Source organism: Paenibacillus sp. FSL E2-0190, from assembly GCF_037992965.1.
Classification (GTDB): domain Bacteria; phylum Bacillota; class Bacilli; order Paenibacillales; family Paenibacillaceae; genus Paenibacillus_AQ; species Paenibacillus_AQ odorifer.
In genome coordinates, this window is the sequence record NZ_CP150306.1 from 5,847,145 (window position 1) to 5,868,523 (window position 21,379).

Consider the following 21,379-nt stretch of genomic DNA (forward strand, 5'->3'; position numbering starts at 1 on the left):
TGTTGCGCCTATTTAACCTACTACACCTGTTACGCTTATATAACCTATTACACCTGTTGCGCTTATTTAACCTATACGCCCCGTTTTGCTTATTACTGTACACCCGTTATGCTCAGCACCTGCTACGCCTATACGCTTATTACACGCCAATTACACATGTCCCTGCTTAGCAACATCAAGCGCCTTGGCCGCTACCTGTTCCGGATCGCCTAGATAAAAGCGACTGATAGGATTCATGTCCTCATCCAGTTTGTACACGAGCGGTACTCCGGTAGGGATATTGAGCTCCAGTAATGCCGCTTCATCAATATCCTCCATAAATTTAATCAATGCACGCAGCGTATTGCCGTGGGCTGAGATAAGCACCCGTTCTTTTTTACGCAAAAGAGGTACGATCCGGTTTCCCCAGAAATCGCCTACACGATGTACAGTGTCCTCCAGGCTCTCTCCACGCGGGATATCTCCCGGACGAACACTGCTGTAGCGAATATCGTTTCTGGCATACCTAGGATCATCAAGCTCCAGCAACGGGGGTCTTACCGATAAACTCCGCCGCCAAATATGCAGCTGCTCATCTCCATATTTTAGTGCTGTCTCGCTTTTACTTAATCCCTGCAATGCCCCGTAATGGCGTTCATTCAATTTCCAAGACTTTTGCACGGGAATCCACAGCAAATCCATCTCATCCAGTACATAGTTAAGAGTTTTAATCGAGCGTCTGAGTACCGAAGCAAAAGCCAGATCAAATGTATACCCAGCGTCCTTCAACAGCTTACCAGCAGTCTTTGCCTCTTGGATACCCTTCTCAGTTAAATCCGGGTCACTCCAGCCTGTGAACAAATTCTGTACATTGTACTGGCTCTCACCATGACGTATAAGTACGATTTCGTACATTTTCTCTCTCTCCTTCCAACTATGGACCTTATATATTCAACCGACGAACAACATTATGCGAAACGTATCGCAGAAAGCTCTCACCTTAGTAATAACCCAATCGTAGAAATAAATATCTACCGCTACCTCATAGTTAGGCCAATTAAACATCCTTAAAGGTACGTGAATGAGGCGTGCATGGAGCGTGAACGGTGTGTGGATATTGCGGTAAATGAGCGTACGCTTCATTGCAGAATGTGCAACAGAAAATCTTAACTTTCACTTGAAGATTACATTACATTGTACTTCGTGCAATAGATTATCGTGATAATCTCTAGAAAGGCTGTTTCTCCTGAATTTGAATGTAAGATGTGCTTCAGAATTCAAATTCGACTGCTATTAGAGTCAATCTATTGTACAAAATACAACGTGAGGCACGATGAAATGCCCATCAGTTACTCTAATCTTCGACTTAAGTTCATTATATATATCATTTTCTAACAACACAAAAAAACCGGATGCCTCACGGCCCCGGCTATTTATATTTTTAGTCATATCATGCGATTCTATGCTTGCTTGTTCAATTAGAACCAGCTATCCACGACAAAAGCATTCGCCTGCTTTAACCGTTTTAAGCGGTTTCTAAAAATACCTCCGCCTCCACTCTTACAATCCGTGTTGCAAATTCTGCGTCTGATGATCATGCCAAGAGTCTCCTTCCAAGAAGTTATGTAAATTCTCTGTAAACTAAACTGCAAAGTATTTACCCTTGGTTGAACAAACTGAAACAAAAAAAGTGAATCAGCGGATCTCAGATGGACTTTTTCCGGTATATTGCTTGAACTGGCGGCTGAAAAAGAAAATGTCACGATACCCAAGCGCATCTGCTACCTCAGTAACATTCATTCCCGCGTACAGCAGTAAATGCTGAGCACGCTCAATCCGGGCTCGGATGACATAAGACTGCACAGAAGAACCCGTAAGCTCCTTGAACTTAATTGAAAAATACCGCGGTGAAAGCCCCGCACGAGCAGCAAGATCCTCTACACGATGTGCAATCCCCGGATGCTGGCTCACATAGTTCGCTATTTCGTGAATGATTTCTGTCAAATGGTTGCTAACATAACGTTCTACTGGCTTCACACGGTCCTCCCTCAGCAGATGAATCATCAGCTGCTTCAGTACAAGCTGCCCTTCTTCCTCAGCGGCGTAAGTATCCACCAGAAATAGTCGAACGTACCGAGCAAGCAGATGTTCAAATTCAACGGTTTCTGTAAGCTCACGATAGGGCAGCGGAATATCCGTCACCTCTTCGGAGACATCAAAATGAATATATGTAAGTACAAGTGGCTTTTGCGGATTATGTGTAGCACTTGTATGGTCACCCGGACGAAAAAGGAAGCAGCTTCCCTTGCCTACTTGAAAGGGTTCATCGTTACGCACAACCGTCCCTTCCCCGCTCCATACATAAAATAAATCATAATTTTGCAGCGACTTCTCTCTTTTTTGCCATTTCCAGCCCGGCTCGCATACAATCTTAGCCAGAGCCGGCAAAATAACAAAAGAGGACGGCGATGCATGCAGCATAACGTTCCCTCCTAAAAGTTTTGTTAGCATAACCTACTTTAAACTTCTTCGCAAAACTTGCTTCGTAAGCATTTCACTTTGTTTTGTGAGCAAACCTACTTTAAACCTCTTCGCAAAACTTGCTTCGTAAGCATTCGCTTTGTTTTGTTAGCAAAACCCACCTCGTAAGCATCCGCTTTGTTTTGTTAGCAAATCTGCTCTTTCTGACTTCGCAGTGTCTATATAGTTTTGTTTAGCTTAATCTACTCCGAGTTTCTTCGTCAAAATTCGTAAGCATTCGCTTTGTTTTGCATTTCATCTTCTTTATCATACCTTGTCATGTTGCATTTTGTACATCTTCCCACGCCAGATGCAGGCTTGTTATCCCTTCCTCCAGCTCCGCGGCATTCAGATGGGCAAAAGAAAAACAAGCGGCCGGCGCTCCCGGTGATAGCTGATATAACGCGGCATCTCTAAAATCCGTGCCGCGCCTAAGCGCTGCCGCTCGGAAAGCTACAAACTCTTCGCTGCTGCGCAGCCAGCGGGCATATACATGCAAGCCTGCATCACCAGGCAGCAGCTCGAAGAGCTCCTTAAGCCGTTCCGACAGCAGCGTCCTGAGGATGCGTCCGCGTTCACCATAGATGCGTGTCATCCGGCGCAGATGACGGCCATAGCCGCCTGTATTCATGAACCTCGCCAAGGCTCGCTGCTCCAGCAGCCCTACCGGCAAGGGCTCATATAGCGCCTTGGCGGCGATAGTCGGCTTTACTAAAGAGGGCGGAAGCACTGCAAAGCCGAGCCGCAGGCCTGAAAACATCGTGTTTGAAAAGGAGCCCACATATACGACCCGCTCTTCACGATCCAGTGCTTTTAAGGGCTCGATAGGACGCCCAGCCCAACGGAACTCACTGTCATAATCATCTTCAATGATTACTGCATGATGCCGCTGCGCCCATTCCAACAAGGTTCGGCGTCGTTCCAAAGGCAGTACCACACCCGTAGGAAATTGACGGCTCGGCGTAACAAACAACAGCCGGGCATCCCAATCCTCCGGAATAAGACCGTTGCCATCCAGCTCCCCTGCCAGCAATCGGCCTCCGGTGATCTCTACGGCTCGGCGAATCCCGTGAAAGCCCGGGTTCTCAACGACCGCTGAGCCTCCTGCATCCAGCAGCAGCTGCGTCAAAATAACGATGCCTTGCATCGAGCCGCTGAACAATACGATATGCTCTGCATCCGCGCGAATCCCGCGGGTAATCCGCAGATGTGCAGCGATAGCTTTCCGAAGCCCTTCATCGCCTTGAGGTGGACAAGTGCTTTGCAGCAACCCACCTTCCTTCCCTCCAGCATAAGAGAGCGCACTGCGCCATTCGGAGTAAGGAAAATGTTCCATCCGCATACCACTACTCTGGAAGCTCACTACTTTCTTGTTACTCTTTTCATAAAAGGGTATCGGGCGCGCAAGCAGCCGCTTTCCCCACGCCGAGATCGGAATCGTAGTCTCGCTTGCACAATCTCCTCCAGCAGCATCTGCGGCTTCACCCAAAGCCCGGTTCTCACCGTCACTGCCACTGGTAGCTGAAGCAAAGCTATCTTCCGATACGAATGTCCCCCGCCCCGTTTCAGTCCTTACATAACCATCAGCGAGCAACATTTCATACACCTGCGAGACCGATCCGCGCGACAGCTCATAGTGCTTAGCAAGACTTCGTGTAGACGGCAGCGGAGTGCCTCCCGGAAGTGTTCCTTCCAGTATTCCTGCACGGAGCGCGTGATATAACGCTAAATATTTGTAACGGTGTATCGCCAGATATTGATCGTATGCCAGCGTGATATTCATCGTTATCCTCCTTGACCAGCAAGTGGTCCATTAAAAACTATCTTAATTGGTCCTTTTTAATTGTCAACCACTCTACTATTCTTTAAAGAACATTTACATTGGAGCAGACGCTCTAGACTAAAAAAGAAAGAGGACGTGATCCCTATGCGCAGAAAAGAATTCAAAGTAGATCGGGAGGAAGAATTGGTCTCTTTTCTTAACGGAATGAGTTTTGGTTTTCTCGGTACAAGCGATGAACAGGGGCAACCGCGGGTGACACCGCTGAATTTTGTATATACAGATGGTTGTTTCTATTTCCATGGCAGTCATGCTGGTGGCAAAATGAAGTCGATCCGCAATCAGCAGAAGGTCTGCTTTACGGTAGCGGATGAGTATGCCCTTATCCCGTCTTATTTTAGCGATCCCGAGCTGGCCTGCCCAGCAACCGCCTATTTTAAAAGTGTGACCGCCTACGGCACAGCCGAACCTGTTGAAGACATTAGTGAAAAAGCCAGTGTACTCTCCTTATTTATGAAAAAGCTCCAGCCCGAGGGGGGTTATGATTCCATCGATGCAGAGGACCCTAAATATCGTCCCCGTCTAAAGGGTGTTGCCGTTGTGCGCATTACCCCCGATGAGATCACTGCGAAGTTTAAGTTTGGGCAAAACCTAAAAGAAGAAGAGCGCTCCGGCATCATTTCCGGCCTGTCTGAAAGAAATAATCCGCGTGATGAAGAAACGATAGAAATGATGAAAAAATACTGCCCTTTCCACGCCGAATGATATTTTTTAAAAATCGTATCTTTCCAAGTGACGGTTGCAATTGGCGGTGATATAATGTTAGGCAATGTTAACAGTATGTTATCCCCAAAGAACCCTGGAAGGATGAAACTGATGAATCCACTAGCTGGACAATTAAACGAAAGTATCAAAGCAGGAAATGAACATGTGTATGATATGCTCTCTACGCTTGGCAAAGAGATTTACTTCCCAAAAGAGGGCATCCTGAGCCAATCCGCTGAAGCAGGAGCTCACGCCAAGAAATACAACGCAACCATCGGTATTGCTACTGAAGGTGGCGTACCTATGCACCTCGGCGTCATTCAGGATAAACTCTCCGCTTACAGTCCTAAGGATCTTTATAGTTACGCCCCTCCGGCAGGTAAACCAGAGCTGCGTACTGTATGGCGTGAAAAGATGCTGCGCGAAAATCCATCGCTAGAAGGTAAAACCATCAGCAATCCCGTTGTAACCAATGCCCTGACTCACGGGCTTAGCATTGTCGCTGACCTCTTCGCAGAGCCAGGTGACGCGATTATCTACCCGGACAAGAACTGGGAGAACTACGAATTAACCTTCGGAATCCGCCGCCATGGGGAGACCGTTAACTATCCGCTGTTCACAGAAGAAATGACTTTTAACAGTGCAGGTCTGGAAGACGCGCTGCTTGCTCAAAAAGAACGCGGTAAAGCAATTGTGCTGCTGAACTTCCCTAACAATCCTACCGGATATACTCCAGGGATTAAGGAAGGTGATGAGATCGTTGCAGCTATCCTCCGTGCGGCTGAGGAAGGCATCAACGTTGTTGTTGTAAGTGATGATGCATACTTCGGGCTATTCTTTGAGGATTCACTGAAAGAATCGCTGTTCGGCAAACTGGCTCATCTGCATCCTCGTGTGCTTCCAATCAAGATTGACGGTGCGACCAAAGAAGAATTTGTCTGGGGCTTCCGTGTGGGTTTCATCACTTATGCCTCGGAGGACAAAGACCTGCTGGCAGCATTGGAGCAAAAAACACTAGGCATCATCCGTGCCACCATTTCCAGCGGTGCGCATCCTTCGCAGACCTTCGTACTAGACGCCTTGAAATCTCCGGAATTCGAAGCACAGAAGGAAGAGAAGTTCCAGATCATGAAAGGCCGTGCGAATAAAGTAAAAGCACTGCTGGATAGCGGCAAATACGGCGAGGATGTGTGGACGTATTATCCTTTTAACTCCGGTTACTTTATGTGTCTGAAGCTGCACACAGTTGCGGCTGAAGATCTCCGGCTTCACCTGATTCATAATTACGGACTAGGCACTATTGCTTTGGGTGAAACTGACCTACGTATTGCTTTCTCATGTATCGAAGAGGAACAGCTCGAAGATCTTTTCGATCTTGTATACGCAGGTGTTCGCGATTTAGAAAAAGCCTAACTGAACTTTATATAGCTTACAATCAGCTCCGTTTTCATGGAGCTGATTTTTTTTGTACACGAATCCGACATTGGCCTATACACGCCCCTCTCTCCGCACATACAATACGATGTACTCAAGTACAACACACACACCGAAAGGGGAATGAACATGAGCGAAGAAGTTAGAGGCGGATATGGATGTTGTGGAGGTGGCCCATTCACTAGCACTGGCGCCATCCTGGTTCTCTTTATCTTGCTGGTTATCATCAGCCGTTCACTTTTTGTCTAACCATTAATGACAGTCTCGGGAGAGAGCTTTAAGCTCTTTCCTATTTTCAATCCCTTTTTTTTCACAATAGACGTGGGTGTCCAGTAGGTCATGATAATGGCTGCTGTGACGTCCGCGTCTTTTTTTAAAATTCCACCTTGGTCTAAGCACCAACCGCACCAACCTACGTTACCTCAGATCACATTTGCCGCACAAAAGCAGCTATCGGACACCGCAAACCCTAAAGGCAGTATAATCCCATATTTGGTTTCCTTACGGACCCCAAAGCCGTTATTGGCATGCCAAACCCCAAATATGAACCTCTTCATCAGAAATAACGCCACTGGGGTCTGAACTTCCCCGATAAAGGTTATATATTTGCAAATAACGTCAACTGGGTCCGTAAGCCTCAGGGGATAATTATGATCGGCGGCGGAGGTGCGGGCTTAATGTAGATCCAACAACCACACCTAAAAAAGGCTGTCGCAAACGTAGAAAATCTACGGCTGCGACAGCCCAAAAGCTTAAAGTATCTTTACAGCTGATGTATTACAGATTGTACAAGTTGTAGATCAAAACCGCTGCCTCTGCACGGGTGGTAACACCTTGTGGATGAATCCGCAAGCCGTCTCCCTTGATCAGACCAGCACGTATTAGTGCTGCCACACTGTCACGTGCAAACGCTGATACTTGCTGGCTATCCGTGAAACGGGTCATTGAAGCTCCGTTGCCGGCTGGAAGCTGTCTGTCGGCTGCTGCAATCGCTTTTGCAGCCAATGTCATCATTTCCTGCCGCGTAACAGAAGCGTTAAGATCAAAGCTTCCATCTGGACGACCAGTGGCGATCCCCAACTGCTTCGCTATAGCCAACGCTTCATATCTGTAATCGCCAGGCTGCACATCTGTGAAGCTTTCTGCACTAACGCCTTCCAAGCCAAGCGCTTTTATAAGCAGGAGCACAAAATCTCCCCGCTTCACTTCCGCTTGAGGCACAAATTGATCCTCTGTCATTCCGTTGATGATGCCTTTGGAGCCAAGCACCTCAATCGCATTGCGGGCCCACTCAAATTTACCGATATCCCGGAATGTCTTCTCCGTAAAGGTGATACTGTACGTACCAGAGAGAATTCCTGTAAAGGAAACCATCCCTGTAGCAGCGATATATCTGCCACTTGGAACAACCGTTAGAATCCCCAACGGATTCAGACTATGAATCGTTATATGTCCTTCTTTACCACGTTCTTCTGATCGTGGAATATACGGTAGGGACACCTTAACCCGCATGTCAGGACTGTTCCATACGGCTTCCTTGCCATTGATAGTTACGCTCAGTTTAAATTCTGGACGAGAATCTGAATCCACCTTGGTTATCGTAATTACCCAAGGGGTTCCTGCCTCTTTTGCCGCTTGTTTCAGCAGACTACCTGGCAGCTCCAGCACACCAAATTCAGTATGAACGACCAATGAAGTCTTATCATCTGCAAAGATTATACCGTTTGGCAATTGCAGCTCATAACCCTTAGCTGTAGCTACTGCCGGTATATCAACAGTAACCGCTGAAGTTGCTCCACTTAAGCCTGCTGTAGCAGCCTTTTTCAAGCTCTCCAGGTCTACACTTGCTCTCGCCGCACCGGTATTACTGTTCAGCACTGGTGTTGCTGTAAGGAGGGTGCTGCCGGTTACACTGCCTGCATTTCCGCTTGAATTCCCCCCTGTTGTTCCGCTGTTGCCACCACCTGTGGTACCCCCGCTTCCGGAAGTTGGTGCTGTCGTTGGCCGAGTAGTCGGTTCAATGGTTGGACTTGGGGTTGGTTCAGGCGTTGCTGTTGGTGTTGGTGTTGGTGTTGGATCAGGTTTATCCGCAGAAACAATATATTCAAAACTGGAAATATCACTTGGCTTCCAGCCCTCTTTTACAGCAATCGCCTTAATCGTCTTGCTCTTGCCTACATAAATCACTCCACTATACAGTTCGCTGGTTGCTGTAGGTACAGTGCCATCCAACGTGTAGTGAATAGACGCTCCAGCTGTAGCTGTAGTTAACTTCACGGCAACCTGCCCTGTATAAGTTCCCCCGGCAGGATCAGCCTGCGGTGCAGACACCGTTTTCATATCAACCACTCCGCTGATCACATACGTGAATGGAGCTACAAAACTGTTCTCCATGCCCTCTTTTACCGCTATCGTACGAAGAACTGTGACTCCTGCTGCGTCAATAGTTCCGGTATAAAGTGGACTGTCTGCTGTAGGCAATGACCCATCGGTTGTGTAATGAATCTCTGCTCCTGATGTCGCTGTAGTAAGGCTGATCGTTTGTAATCCGCTGTAAGCTCCCGGTTTCAAAGAAGAAACGGGTAAGGAAACCTTTGAATGAATCGGCTGCTCTCCTTCTTCCGTCCGTTCCAGCGTAAACCAATCTAGATTGGCACCGTCATTATTGAAGCTCATCCGTACTACCTGTTTTCCTTGCGCAAGTTGTACGACACCACTCGCCAGCGTGTAATTCGACCATCCACCTGTAGTAGGCATAGGCACTGTTGAGAGTTTTGTACCCTTTACAGATAACGTAGTGCTTACCCCGCCTTGTGCTGTAGCATACCGATATACGATTTTATAAAATCCGGCTTCAGTAATATCAAGGACATAATCCATGGAACCCCCTGCAACGGTAAACCCTACATTTCTAAAGTCCAGCACACCGCCAGTCATGGTACTCTGAATTCCATTGGGTGTAGCATCGTAATAATTCTCGGCTTCCACCTTTAAAGAACCAGCGCCATCCATGATTTCTTCAGTATAAGGTTCTATTTGAATACCACTTAGCTCGTATCCTGCTGATCCAGCTTGCAGGCGCAGCTTCTGTTCACCCGCCTTCAATTGAAGAACGGTGCGTATGCCAACGGTTTGCGAGTAAAGATTCGGCACATCAACGGTTCTTAATGTCTTCCCATCCTCCGTTTTATAAATAATGCCCTTAGGAGCACCATTCGCGGAAGTTACGGTAAGCGTAAAAGCATAGTTTCCATCCTGCGGCACGTTTACCCAGTAATCGATGCTGTCTCCAGCATCAATGCCGGTCAGCTTCGCTCCGCTGCCTTGACCGCTGACTGTGATCCCTTGCAGCTGGTAGAATTGATCCAGTGCGTTCAAGCTTGTGACTTCTATAGGTGCTGTAGCACTAGTTGTTCCTAAGAGCTTAACCTCCGCACGCAGCACGCCGCCACCACTTGAATCGGCATAAGCATTTGCTGGCACATTTACGGTAAGCTGCAAATCACTATAATACGGGGTATGATCATTCCATGCCAGCATCAGCTTCACATGGGTAGGGTCAAGTAAGGCAGCTGCCCCAATACTTACATGCCCCTGATCCTTACCTGGGCCCGAGACAGAAATGCTCTGAATGGCATCAGGATTAAATGTCCCTCCTGAAAGGCTGACTACCAATTCATTCCCGTTCACTTGATAAGGCAGAGTACTCGGAGAAAGACTGATGCTCTCTTCGTCGTTGATTGCTGTAACTATAAGAGGCAATTTCAGAACACGTACGCTGCCAAAAGACTGATTTGATTCTGTCTGATACACATCAGCGGTAACCGTAAGAATACGATCCGTGTCGAAATCAATAATTCGCGTACCCGCTAATACGACCTTCGCTGTATAATCATCCACCCGGTATACGCTATTGACAACTGTACCTTCGTAACCTTCAATAGACCAATAAGCGGTGTCCAGTTCAGGTGCATATTTGTCATTTACTAGCTTGACGATAACTTCTGCACCCTCCTCATTTCCTTCTACCAGAGCAGTCTCTGATTGAAGCGCGGGGCCGATCGTAAGCGACTGCAGATGAAATCCTGCTCCATTTACTTTCATGGTCAGCGTCTGCTCCCCGGCAGGCAAGGTTACCGTTCCATTAGCTATTTGCCAATTGGACCATCCCCCCGTCTTCGTCAAAGCATAAGTAGCTGCCGTTACCGTTACTCCATCCTCTCCCGTCAGCAGTTCCAGCTCTGCATCATCCTGATTAGTAGCATAGGAGATCAGGAGTGGGTAGGTACCGCTGGCAGGTACATTAATCTTGTACTTCACCCAATCGCCGGGGTCAGTATAACCCACTGCACCACCCGTTACTAATACACCTGAAGCTGTCGTGTAGTCTTGCCCTTGAAGCACAGCAGGAAGCTCATGTGATCCGGAAGGCGCTTGGCGTAAAGCTAATGAACGGATATTATAACCGTTCCCGTTCGTCTTCAAGGTGAGCTTGTGAATGCCCTTGTTCAGAGAGATCAAGGATTGATAATCTACAAAATCGGTCAGACTCTCCGTCTGCTGCACAATTGGAAGCGTAGCAATGACCTTACCATCTTCACTAATCTCCACCGATTTTCCGGCGCCATCGCTGAATTGAGCGGCATGCTTAAATTGAAGTGAATATTCACCGCTCTCTTTAACATCAATCACATAGTCGAAGGTGGACGATGCGTCTGGCGAGAACCCGCCAATATAACCCTGCTCATTCACAGTGTAAACCCCTTGCGCTTCTTCAAAATCAACAGCATTCACTACACCCGGCACCGCCTGTATACCATTCAGACGTTCCCAGCTATAAGTGCCCACTGATTTCGCCGGCAGCACAGCACTAATTTGCGCACCGTCCACTAGCAATTTAAACGGCTGTGGATCCGACGTCTGGTTGATTACTACCGTCACAATCTCTTTTCCATCTGGACTAGCAAAAGCTACGTTCGTTACAGTACTGCTTGAGCCGTAGTCACTATCAATCCGCACGTACCCCGGTTTAACGAATTTTGTATATTGGCCCATCAGATAATATTCTGGCAGCAGCCAGTAATGGTTACGGTCTCCCGAATCCTGCACAATCGGGGTTGGGTCTGGCGTTCCGGTCCACTGATGGGAGGCAATATCACTGTCCAGCATCGCTACCCAGGAGTTATAGCTGCGGGCCCAATTACGGAAATATTGAGCAATGCGGTCTGCGCCTGAGGTACCCCAGACTGCGCGTTCGGTCAAATATACATTTTTGTCAGGATAGAGATTATGGAGTTGGGTCATCAGACCAAGGTCACCGCCATAATCATGAAAAGCAGTTCCGTCCACCGCATCGTAGGCACCTAATTCAGGATTGCCTAGGATTTGTGCTGGATAGGCCATCGTGTCACCAGGATTATGATCAAATGTCCACAGCTTCACGTCTTTGAAACCATGTTCATCTAATTCCTTCCGCAGCAGTTTAGCCAGCTGGGCTTCTTGCTCCCACGGCATTTTGGTGCTTGGATATTCAATTTCCAGCAAAGGTTCATTCTGCAAGGTCAGACCTTCAAAGGTAATTCCCAGCTTCTCGTACTCCTGTACGAACTTAAGATAATATTTGGCCAGTACAGGCAGATATTCATCCTTCACTTGGCCTTTGATCATACTGTCTGTAGTCTTCATCCAACCGGGCGGGCTCCAAGGTGAGGCAAAAAACTTAATATCCGGATTGATGTTTTGAATTTTTTTAACCGTGCTGATGATATGGTAGTCAATATCCTTTTGGATGGAGAAATGCTCCAAATTAATGTCGGTTTGTCCTGGAGGCATATCATCGTAGGTATAAAATTGTTTATCTGTAAAGTCAGCCGTCCCAATCGTCAACCTGAGCATACTCATTCCGATCCCCGATACAGGATCAATCATTTTCCGCAGCAATTCCTCCTGCTTCGCCGCAGACATCTTCGCCAGATTATTAACCGTCGATTCCTCCATAGAGGTACCGATCCCTAGAATAGATTGATATTTCCGGTCAGGATCAATATGGAGCTCTGTACCTGCCTTCACGTCGGGAACCACAATATCCAGCTTCGCCTGCTCTTCCAGCTTCAAATCACCCTCTTGATAACGGTCAGCATAATACCACTTCCGATCGGAAGGATCTCGCTCACTCGATACCCAAGAGCTAACTACATCTGACTTAATAACATGTTTAGTGCTTTCCCCGCCATCTCCGGGATTCGATGGATCTACAGGCACATCACCTGTTCGAGTGAAGCTTACCCAGTTCAGGTTGATATCTCCACCGGTAAATTCCAGACGGATCTTTTGCAACCCTGCCTTCTTAAACACAACATTTTCTACAGCTTTCGTCTGCCAATTCTGCCAGCCACCTGTTGAGGTCACGCTTAATGTTCCTAGCTTAGTTCCCTCTGCTGATTTGATGTTGACGCCTGTAGTGCCACTATTAACGGAATAGCGGAAATCGGCTTGATACGTACCTGCTTGCGCCACATTCACGTTATATTCGAGCCACTGGCCAGCCGAGGTATAGCCGACATTGAGACCGCCACCTATATCCTGCGTATTTTCAGTTTGCAGTCCTGCGCTTTTGTTCAAAAAATCCTCTGCTTCAATTTTGCCGGGAATCGGCAGAGAAGGAATCTCTGGAGCTTCCGGATCGACAGGAGCGGTTGGAAGCTTTGGTGTTTTCTCATTTTTGGTCAAGCCATATCCCGTTTTGAATAACACATTTGTACTGTTATTGTCTGCCGGATAATTGTTCAAAGTGAATGGCCAACGAATCGGATTTTTGCCTACAAAATCCTTAGTACCAAATAACACATCAGCTACTCCAGCACCCTCTGTGCCTGGTAGCCAAGCTGCCACAAGCCCATCCCAATCTTCCAATTGGCTGGCTATCGTCATTGGACGTCCAGACACCAGTACAACGATAAGCGGAATATTAGGATCGGCAGCACGTATATTCGCAAGTGTCGCCAGATCCTGCTCATCCAGATTCAAGCTGGTCCGGTCGCCATCGGTCTCGGCGTAAGGTGTCTCACCGATAATAGCGATCGCCGCATCATAACCCGCAGCCCCACGCCCATTAAGGTTATATGTGACCGTTGTAGAAGCAGGAACAGCCTCCTTTATCCCTTCGAGGATCGTCGTGCCTTCAGTTATATTGCCCGACTTCCCTTGCCAAGTGATCGACCAACCACCGGCTTGGTTACCGATATTATTAGCGTTTTTACCCGCTACGAATATTTTATCCATCCCGCTTAATTGCGATAGAATTGGACTTCCATTTACCTCATCGTTCTTCAAAAGAACAAGCGACTCCGCCACAGCTTGGCGGGCTAATTTGCGGCTTTCTGCTGAGCCAAAAGCACTCAACAGCTCCGGTTCGCTTTTGGGATGCTCGAACAATCCTGAAGCGATTTTGACCTGCAGGATACGTTCTGCCGCATCATCTATGCGCTCAGTAGAGATTTTACCTTCGCCTACAAGTTCTGTGATGTACTTAATCGTATCCTTCCAAACGGTCGGCATCATGAACATATCGACTCCGGCGTTTACGGACACATTCAGCTGGTTCTTCAACCCGCTAACTGCTTTTCCTTCGCTATCCACTGTGATTTGCTGCACAGCGTTATAATCTGAGATAACGAAACCGGTAAAGCCAAGTCCGCCATTTTTCTTGTCACCCTTCAAAACATCGGTCAGCAAATGTTTATGGGCATGCATTTTAAGACCTTGGATGCTGTGATAGGAGGCCATAACCGTCTGCACCCCTGCGTCTACAGCTGCTTTATAAATTTTCAAATCCTTATCCATGATCTCTTGCTCGGTATATTTAGTGATGTTGCCTTGATTTACACCATTATCCGTATAACCTTCACCTAGATAATGTTTTGCAGTTGCCGTGATTGTATCTGTCCCTGCCAATGCAGCAGCAGTCCGTCCTTGCAGACCAAACACATAAGCCGCACCTAGTTCTGCTGAAATATCCTGATTATCACTAAAACCTTCATAGGTTCTACCCCATCTTGCATTATGAGGGGAGGCTATCGTTGGGGCAAACGTCCAGTTCGCTCCTGTTGCGGCTACTTCCTTAGCAGCAGCTGCACCAATAAGCTCAGTCAATGCGGGATCATTAGCAGCCCCTAGACCAATATTATGCGGAAAAAGCGTCGCGCCTTTGACATTGTTATGTCCATGCACCGCATCCACCCCATAGAGCAGCGGAATGCCTAATCTGGTAGACAATGCACCATCCTGATAACTATCAATCAAACTTCTCCAGTTATCGCGAGTGCTGTCACTTTCTTTTCCGTTAGGGAATGAGCCTCCCCCGCTGAGTACAGAGCCAAGAGCATATTTCTGTACCTCCTCAGGTGTGACGGCAGCTCTTTCTGCTTGAACCATCTGCCCAATCTTCTCTTCCAGCGTCATTCGGGATAATAGATCCGCAGTGCGCTCCTCCACACTTTTTGTGGGATCATAGTACACTGGAACTCCTGCGGCATCCGCTGCGGCCCGCGGTATACCCGCCTCAAGCACATTCAAGAATAAGGATGATAGTAAAAGCGCCACCATGAATATTGATAATCTTCTTTTCACGCCTGAATCCTCCCCCAATACTGTTTTGTTGGTACGGATGACTACGCCTATGAATGGAAGCGTATACATGATGTAAGATACAGGCTTATTATGCTGGAGCCATCTGGTAAAAGACATACAGCATTTTTTAAATACTCTGTTCCGTTTTTGCAAATTTAAGGACTTGCCCGCTCAAATTATGCTTCCAGCAAAAAAAGGCTCTCTCATTCGTAGAATTTCTCTACTGTGAGACAGCCTTTTTATTGTGAATATGAAATTGCCTTACAGATCGTCGTCATCCAATCGTGCCGCTTTGCGGGACAAGTATCCTCTAAACAGAAAGACTACCACAATACCTGCCGCTAAGGTAAAGATCACTGGCATCAGACGGTCACCTATGGAAGCTAAGAAAGGTAATCCAAGAACCAATGCCACAACCAGATGCGCACGGAATACAAATTGTGTTGTGTTGTCCGCCTTACTGCCTTCAGGAAAAGGATACACTGTCAGCCAAAAAGACTCGCTATGCAATTTGCGGAGTGCCGACAATTGAACACCAATGATAAACAGGAAGAACAAATAAATTCCGGTGCCAAAGTAACTATCACGGTTCCACCAATTCAGCAGCAGAGCCAGCACCGATATCCGCATAATGATTCCAAAGATATCGCCCCGGGCAAAGCTTTTGGTCAGCAGATACCGATAAGCAGTATCCTTGCGCCAAGGCAGCTTAGCGCCCCATTTGGAAAGATAACGGCGGGAATACACCCGTTGCTCACGGCCCGGCACATCCACGAACCAGCCCAGAACCATCAGCGCACGTGCACCTTGATTGTTTTCCATGGCGATCAGTCTTTCCCATGGCACAGCGTGACGTCCGGGCACAGACAGTGCAGCAAGATAGGCTGCTGCCAATAACACCATAAATATCAGGCTCGGGCCGGCAGGCTGCCACAACCAAGCGGCAATAATCAAACCTCCAACTGCCCAGCGCAAGAAAGCATACACACCTGCCATCGGACGTGACAGCATAGCTATCTCTTTCCATAATCCATAACTCGCGATCAGCTTCACAGCAATCAGGATCAACACTGTAAATAAAAGTCGCTTGGGAGAATCATCTGTACGTATGTACAACGGCCAAAGGGTGATCAGTACAAATAACAAGCGAATGATCTTCCACACGTTTCCACTGACCCAGGATGGTGCAAAATATTCCTTCATGCGGTGACCCTGAGGCAGCAGAAAGATCGTATCCGGGGTCTGCAAATAGGTTCGGAAGCCGCTATGCACTGTCGCAGGCAACAGTAATGCTAACATAATCCAGCGAATGGGAATGCCTTCAGGTACATTTTGTAGCAGCGATGTATACCAAGCAGAGAAGACAATCAACACGAACAGGAAGACCATGGCTACGCCGCTTTGAATGATATATCCCACATAAGGAAGCATACTTCCCATGAATCTACCGCGCCGCGTGCGCCGCAGCTCTTTCAAATCCATATTATTTCCCTCCCTGAACCAGCTCGTAGAACAGCTGCTCCAAAGTCAGCCCCTGATGCCCGGCAGTTGCCGCTATTTCCGCCAGCGTGCCCTGTGCAATCACCTTACCTTTATGCAATACAATAAAACGGTCGCAATAATTCTCTATTGTGGAAAGAATATGAGAGCTTAACAGAATCGACGATCCAGAGTTCTTCAGATCCATCATGAAATCAAGCAAGGAGCGGATCCCTAGCGGATCCAATCCTAAAAAGGGCTCGTCGATGACATATAAAGCAGGTCGTGCAACGAAAGCGCACATGATCATAACCTTCTGTTTCATCCCTTTGGATAGATGGGTCGACAGGGTGTCCATCTTATCCTCCATATGGAACAGCTTGGCAAGATGCGAGGTGCGGGATTCATAATCCTTTTGATCTACCCCATAAGCTCTGGCAGTAAATTCAACATGCTCACGAACCGTCATTTCGTCATACAGCAGCGGCGATTCCGGTACAAAAGACAACGCATTATTGTATCCAACGGGATCTTCAGCACGCGTCTTGCCCTGTACGGTGATATCGCCCTTATGGGGCGACATCAATCCTAGAATATGCTTCATCGTCGTACTTTTTCCTGCTCCGTTTAAACCAATCAATCCAACCATTTCGCCAGGCTGCACCTGAAGTGCAATATCATGCAGCACTGGCTTATTCAGGCTGTACCCACCACTGAGACCCGTAATTTGCAATACGGGAGCATTATTCATTGACCGTCACCTCTCGGAGTTTTGTCTTTCAACCACTTTGGAGCTCCTTTATTTTTACGGTTCTTCTCACGTTCCGCATTGCTGCTGCGTTTGCTCCGTGCAGGAGTCGCATCTCCGCGTGCTCCCGCAGAAGGATTCGCGCTGCGCTGTGAATCGCGTTGTTGTTCTCCGCTTGTTGTTTCACTTGTGTTAATCGTAGCCATTCTTTTGGCAGGCGGTGTACCTGCTCCAACGGATGGCGACTGAACATTGGAGGCTCCAGATGTGCTAACAGGCGGCTTGCCGCTGCGTGGAGCAGATCCATCACGGCGTTGCCCACTGCCTTCATTACTCCGTCCCCGTCCATTGTGCAAAGCGCTGCGTGCTTCATCTGCTGCAAGCACCTTACCACCGACCATCTCCCGCTCCTCAAGCGCAATATCCAATTCGCGGGCGAATTTCCGCATGATAAAGGTCTGTTGCTCTGTAACTATTGTTACAGATAAGCCGCGGCGTCCCATCCGTCCGGTACGGCCTGCACGGTGTACATAATGTTCAGAATCAAAAGCCGGATCGTAGCTAACTACCAAAGAAAGATTCTCAATATCCAGTCCTCTGGCAGCTACGTCACTGGCAACAAGCACACGAAATTTGCCTTCCCGGAAACCTTTTAATACATTGCTGCGCGTTACCTTATCGGCATCTCCGTAAAGTGCTGCCGCAGTAAGCCCAAGATGATTCAGCTTAGCCTCAACCTCGGCAATATCATCTGTAGCATTCACGAACACAATCGCTTTATCGGGATTGTAATGGCGAATCACCCGGCGTAGCATGTCCATTTTGTTACGCTCTTCAGCAACAACATAATGATGCTCCAAGCTTTCAGCAGTCATTACACCTGGAGCAATCCCAACCTCTGCCGGATTCTTCATTTCACGATTAGCCAGCGCTTTCGTCTCTGGTCCGATCGTTGCCGACAGCATAACAAGCTGGCGTGAACGCAGCGCACTGCTGACAATCTTTGTAACTTCGCCAGCTCCGCTAAGCTGGAACATTTGGTCCGCCTCATCCAGAACAATAGTACTGACTTCATGCATCTTCAATTTACGAAGTCCAATCAGCTCGCGGATCCGCCCAGGTGTTCCCACAACTAGCTGTGGATGCTCACGCAGCTTGTCAATCTGGCGTTTGATTGCGGCCCCGCCAATAAGACCCATAACTCGGATTCCGCGCTGTTCACCATAACGTTCCGCCTCGCGTAAGATTTGCATCGCCAGCTCCTGTGTAGGGGCGAGCACCAGCTTTTGGACCACCTTCTGCTCCGGATTAATCGTTTGAAGCAGCGGCAATAGATAGGCCAGCGTCTTACCCGTTCCAGTCTGGGAAGCTGCAATAACATCTCTTCCCTCTAGTAGAAGCGGTATTGTCTGCTCTTGTACCGGGGATGGAACGTTAATGCCGAATTCCGACAACCGGGCAATGAGGTCTTCCTGAATGCCGATAGCCGCAAAAGAAGCTTTATTCATAAGTGTAATTCATCCTTTTCGCTTGAGATAATATCTTCATTATATGCCAAAAAGGCCTCTCCACCAAATGGAAGGCCAATAAAGCTGGCAACAGGGTCTATTTTCTGTTCATCGCATTATAAGTAAGCTTGTCCGCCAGGCGAGGAAACAGCCCGTAAAGCCGTATGCCAAACCCTGCCAGACCCGGAAGATCGAGCTCTTCTTTGCCGGTCTCCATAACCTTAACGATCTTGGAAGATACATGCTCTGGGGTCATCATCATCCGGGCTACACTCTTCTCATAATTGCCAGACGGGTCAGCCGTTTTGAAAAAATCGGTGGCAATCGGCCCCGGGTTCACAGCCGAGACGATAATTCCACTCTTCCGCAGCTCCTGACGGAGCGCATTTGTGAATCCGAGTACAGCATGTTTGGTAGCCGTATAGGCTACGGACTTGGCTGTGCCTATCTTCCCTGCCATAGAAGCCACATTTACAATCTGGCCGCTTCCCCGCTCCAGCATATGTGGAATAACAGCCTTCGTGCACCGGACAATCCCCATGTAGTTAACATCCATCATATCGTCAAATTCATGAGGCTCCATCTCTGTAAAAGCAGCAAATTTGCCGTACCCTGCGTTATTTAGCAAAATATCAATTCTGCCATATGCCTCCAAAATTTGTGCGAACGTCTTCTGAACACCCTCAGCATCTGTTACATCACAGGTATACAGTCCAAAAACGCCCGGGATACCGGCCGCTGTTTCTTTCAGCTTCGCTTCGGAACGTGCTACCAGGACAGGGATTGCCCCCTTTTTACTAAGCATCTGTGCCGTTAATGCACCAATGCCCCTGGACGCTCCTGTAATCACAACAACCTTATCTTTGAGTACCATGAAAAGTATTTCAGCTCCTAACTCTTGCCTAAGAGATCATCACCTGAATATCCATCTCTCCAACCCCATCCATCAACAACGGAATACTAAGCGCTTTACGAGGCATAAAAGACATGCTTTCCATCTTCATAATCTGAGGAGGACTTATATCCACCGAAACACCTTGATTATATAGAATGGTACTGGCATTCCCACTGATCATATTGCTCAGCTCTGAAATCGCACTTTGACCCATCTCATCCATCTCGGTAATCACAAAGCCACCCATCATAATCGATACCATTCGCAAGGCTACCTGCTCCGCGATACCAAATATAATATTTCCGCTCAGTTGGCCTGTCATCCCTACTTGAATCCATATATGATTATCGATCAGTTCAATTTCTTTAATGCCTAAACTCCCCGTAGAAGGCGAGACCTGAATTACTTGTTCTATAACAGTCCGTGCAGACTCTAGAAACGGATTAATTACTTCTGCTTTCATGAATGTCTAGTCTCCCCCTTTATCGTGCTTTGGTCATATACCAAAAGTCCCAAGCAATATGGATATATTATACTTTATATATCGGCACAATTCAGCAAAAATTAATGCATATGTCGAATTCAAACCCAAGATAGTTTACGCAGCAACATTGCTCTGCCGGGTATTATCTCCTATAATTTAAACAAATGCCAACGTGGAACGTAAGATATTAACGCAATTACACATCCAATTCGATGGTCCAAAGGAGGTATTCCATGAACATCAGCCAGCTGGAGACACTAATAACAATTTCCAAAACGATGAGCTTTCGCAAGGCCGGAGAACTGCTTAATCTGACCCAACCAGCGGTTTCAGCACAGATTAAGAGCCTTGAAGAAGAGTTCAAGACTCAGCTGGTTGACCGAAACCAGCCTGTTACATTAACGGATAGAGGGACTGTCTTTCTGGAGCATGCGGAACAAATAGTGAGGATTGTCGAGGAACTTAAGGAACGGCTTGCAGATCTTGATGAAAATCCCCAAGGTCATATAGTTTTAGGCACAACTACCTCAATCGCTATTCAAATTTTACCGCGTATTCTATCTTATTTTAAAGACCAGTTCCCCCATATCAAAACATCAATTTCCTCTATGTCCTCATCACAAATTTATCAGCATGTCGAAAACGGCATTGTTGATGTCGGCATCGGTTATTTAATTGGACGTAGCCCGGGCATGTCTACTTCCATTTTGTATTATGATACCTTCGAACTGGTGGTCTCTCCCAGACACCCTCTCGCTCAAGTGAAGACCGCTGGGATAGAAGCCTTAAGCAAAACCCCGCTGATTCTGCTCTCACCAGACACAGTGGGCCGTAAATTTGCGGATGAGGTTCTGAACAAACATGGCATTCAACCTCAGGTCATTATGGAGCTGACCAGCAGCGAGGAAGTGAAACGGATGGTCGAGCTCGATTTGGGCGCCGCCATTATTTCCAAGCAGTCAGTTACCGCTGAGGTTCGAGCCGGCACTCTCAAAATTGTGCCAATTATTGAGTTGGAGGTCACGCATCCTGTTGGTGTGATCACGAAATCAGGAAAATACGTAAACTCTGCTATGAGGCAGTTCCTAAGCGATCTTAAAGGCATGCCAGAAACCCAATTTATCGGGTCTGAATAAATCCCACCCACAAAGTGGAACCG

At 47.5% G+C, this 21,379-nt stretch carries 13 protein-coding genes; 4 read left to right on the forward strand and 9 right to left on the reverse strand.

Annotation, left to right across the window (positions count from 1 at the left end; translation table 11 throughout):
• Nucleotides 1-150: 150 nt before the first annotated feature.
• The 3 genes from gpmA to NST25_RS25685 all read right to left on the reverse strand — a co-directional run bounded on the left by gpmA (nt 151) and on the right by NST25_RS25685 (nt 4,282).
• Entirely contained in the window at nt 151-894 is a 744-nt protein-coding gene (gpmA, locus tag NST25_RS25675; protein ID WP_076141983.1) for a 2,3-diphosphoglycerate-dependent phosphoglycerate mutase, read from the reverse strand.
• Between the two features lie 780 nt (nt 895-1,674).
• Nucleotides 1,675-2,460 carry an AraC family transcriptional regulator gene (locus tag NST25_RS25680; RefSeq protein WP_036679782.1) on the reverse strand — a complete coding sequence of 262 codons (786 nt, stop codon included), beginning with the start codon at nt 2,458-2,460 and terminating at the stop codon, nt 1,675-1,677.
• 316 nt (nt 2,461-2,776) lie between these two features.
• The gene (locus NST25_RS25685; RefSeq protein WP_076184749.1) at nt 2,777-4,282 is read right to left on the reverse strand and encodes a PLP-dependent aminotransferase family protein; all 1,506 of its coding nucleotides are present in this window, start codon (nt 4,280-4,282) and stop codon (nt 2,777-2,779) included.
• A gap of 144 nt (nt 4,283-4,426) precedes the next feature.
• On the opposite strand from NST25_RS25685, the gene NST25_RS25690 reads away from it, so the two are divergent.
• The 3 genes from NST25_RS25690 to NST25_RS25700 all read left to right on the forward strand — a co-directional run bounded on the left by NST25_RS25690 (nt 4,427) and on the right by NST25_RS25700 (nt 6,727).
• Nucleotides 4,427-5,044: a pyridoxamine 5'-phosphate oxidase family protein gene (locus NST25_RS25690; protein ID WP_076304898.1), complete on the forward strand. Its 618-nt coding sequence runs from the start codon at nt 4,427-4,429 to the stop codon at nt 5,042-5,044.
• Between the two features lie 111 nt (nt 5,045-5,155).
• Nucleotides 5,156-6,457, forward strand: a complete 1,302-nt coding sequence (locus NST25_RS25695) for an aminotransferase class I/II-fold pyridoxal phosphate-dependent enzyme (RefSeq protein ID WP_036679816.1) — start codon at nt 5,156-5,158, stop codon at nt 6,455-6,457.
• A gap of 150 nt (nt 6,458-6,607) precedes the next feature.
• Nucleotides 6,608-6,727, forward strand: coding sequence for a YjcZ family sporulation protein (locus NST25_RS25700; RefSeq protein ID WP_212592220.1), 120 nt, complete (start codon nt 6,608-6,610; stop codon nt 6,725-6,727).
• A 528-nt stretch (nt 6,728-7,255) separates the two neighbouring features.
• On the opposite strand, the gene NST25_RS25705 is transcribed toward NST25_RS25700, so the two are convergent.
• From NST25_RS25705 to NST25_RS25730, 6 genes are all read right to left on the reverse strand, one after another.
• Nucleotides 7,256-15,106, reverse strand: coding sequence for a glycoside hydrolase family 3 N-terminal domain-containing protein (locus NST25_RS25705; protein WP_340392764.1), 7,851 nt, complete (start codon nt 15,104-15,106; stop codon nt 7,256-7,258).
• Nucleotides 15,107-15,367: 261 nt separating this feature from the next.
• The gene (locus tag NST25_RS25710) at nt 15,368-16,588 is read right to left on the reverse strand and encodes an ABC transporter permease (RefSeq protein WP_076304899.1); all 1,221 of its coding nucleotides are present in this window, start codon (nt 16,586-16,588) and stop codon (nt 15,368-15,370) included.
• A gap of 1 nt (nt 16,589) precedes the next feature.
• Nucleotides 16,590-17,336 carry an ABC transporter ATP-binding protein gene (locus NST25_RS25715; RefSeq protein ID WP_036679788.1) on the reverse strand — a complete coding sequence of 249 codons (747 nt, stop codon included), beginning with the start codon at nt 17,334-17,336 and terminating at the stop codon, nt 16,590-16,592.
• Nucleotides 17,333-18,841, reverse strand: coding sequence for a DEAD/DEAH box helicase (locus NST25_RS25720; RefSeq protein ID WP_340392765.1), 1,509 nt, complete (start codon nt 18,839-18,841; stop codon nt 17,333-17,335). The genes NST25_RS25715 and NST25_RS25720 overlap by 4 nt, the downstream gene beginning before the upstream one ends.
• 97 nt (nt 18,842-18,938) lie before the next feature.
• The gene (locus NST25_RS25725) at nt 18,939-19,715 is read right to left on the reverse strand and encodes an SDR family oxidoreductase (protein ID WP_340392767.1); all 777 of its coding nucleotides are present in this window, start codon (nt 19,713-19,715) and stop codon (nt 18,939-18,941) included.
• Nucleotides 19,716-19,743: 28 nt separating this feature from the next.
• Nucleotides 19,744-20,199, reverse strand: a complete 456-nt coding sequence (locus NST25_RS25730) for a chemotaxis protein CheX (protein WP_036679793.1) — start codon at nt 20,197-20,199, stop codon at nt 19,744-19,746.
• A 254-nt stretch (nt 20,200-20,453) separates the two neighbouring features.
• Here NST25_RS25730 and NST25_RS25735 point away from each other — a divergent pair, with 254 nt between their 5' ends.
• A complete protein-coding gene (locus NST25_RS25735) occupies nt 20,454-21,356 on the forward strand; it encodes a LysR family transcriptional regulator (protein ID WP_038573173.1) in 903 nt (300 codons plus the stop codon).
• The last annotated feature ends 23 nt before the right edge of the window (nt 21,357-21,379 follow it).

Coding starts and splice junctions, on each gene's coding strand:
- NST25_RS25685 (WP_076184749.1), bottom strand. CDS start 4,282: ATGAATATCACGCTGGCATACGATCAATATCTGGCGATACACCGTTAC.
- NST25_RS25730 (WP_036679793.1), bottom strand. CDS start 20,199: ATGAAAGCAGAAGTAATTAATCCGTTTCTAGAGTCTGCACGGACTGTT.
- NST25_RS25680 (WP_036679782.1), bottom strand. CDS start 2,460: ATGCTGCATGCATCGCCGTCCTCTTTTGTTATTTTGCCGGCTCTGGCT.
- NST25_RS25720 (WP_340392765.1), bottom strand. CDS start 18,841: ATGAATAAAGCTTCTTTTGCGGCTATCGGCATTCAGGAAGACCTCATT.
- NST25_RS25715 (WP_036679788.1), bottom strand. CDS start 17,336: ATGAATAATGCTCCCGTATTGCAAATTACGGGTCTCAGTGGTGGGTAC.
- NST25_RS25690 (WP_076304898.1), top strand. CDS start 4,427: ATGCGCAGAAAAGAATTCAAAGTAGATCGGGAGGAAGAATTGGTCTCT.
- NST25_RS25700 (WP_212592220.1), top strand. CDS start 6,608: ATGAGCGAAGAAGTTAGAGGCGGATATGGATGTTGTGGAGGTGGCCCA.
- NST25_RS25725 (WP_340392767.1), bottom strand. CDS start 19,715: ATGGTACTCAAAGATAAGGTTGTTGTGATTACAGGAGCGTCCAGGGGC.
- NST25_RS25735 (WP_038573173.1), top strand. CDS start 20,454: ATGAACATCAGCCAGCTGGAGACACTAATAACAATTTCCAAAACGATG.
- NST25_RS25695 (WP_036679816.1), top strand. CDS start 5,156: ATGAATCCACTAGCTGGACAATTAAACGAAAGTATCAAAGCAGGAAAT.
- NST25_RS25710 (WP_076304899.1), bottom strand. CDS start 16,588: ATGGATTTGAAAGAGCTGCGGCGCACGCGGCGCGGTAGATTCATGGGA.
- gpmA (WP_076141983.1), bottom strand. CDS start 894: ATGTACGAAATCGTACTTATACGTCATGGTGAGAGCCAGTACAATGTA.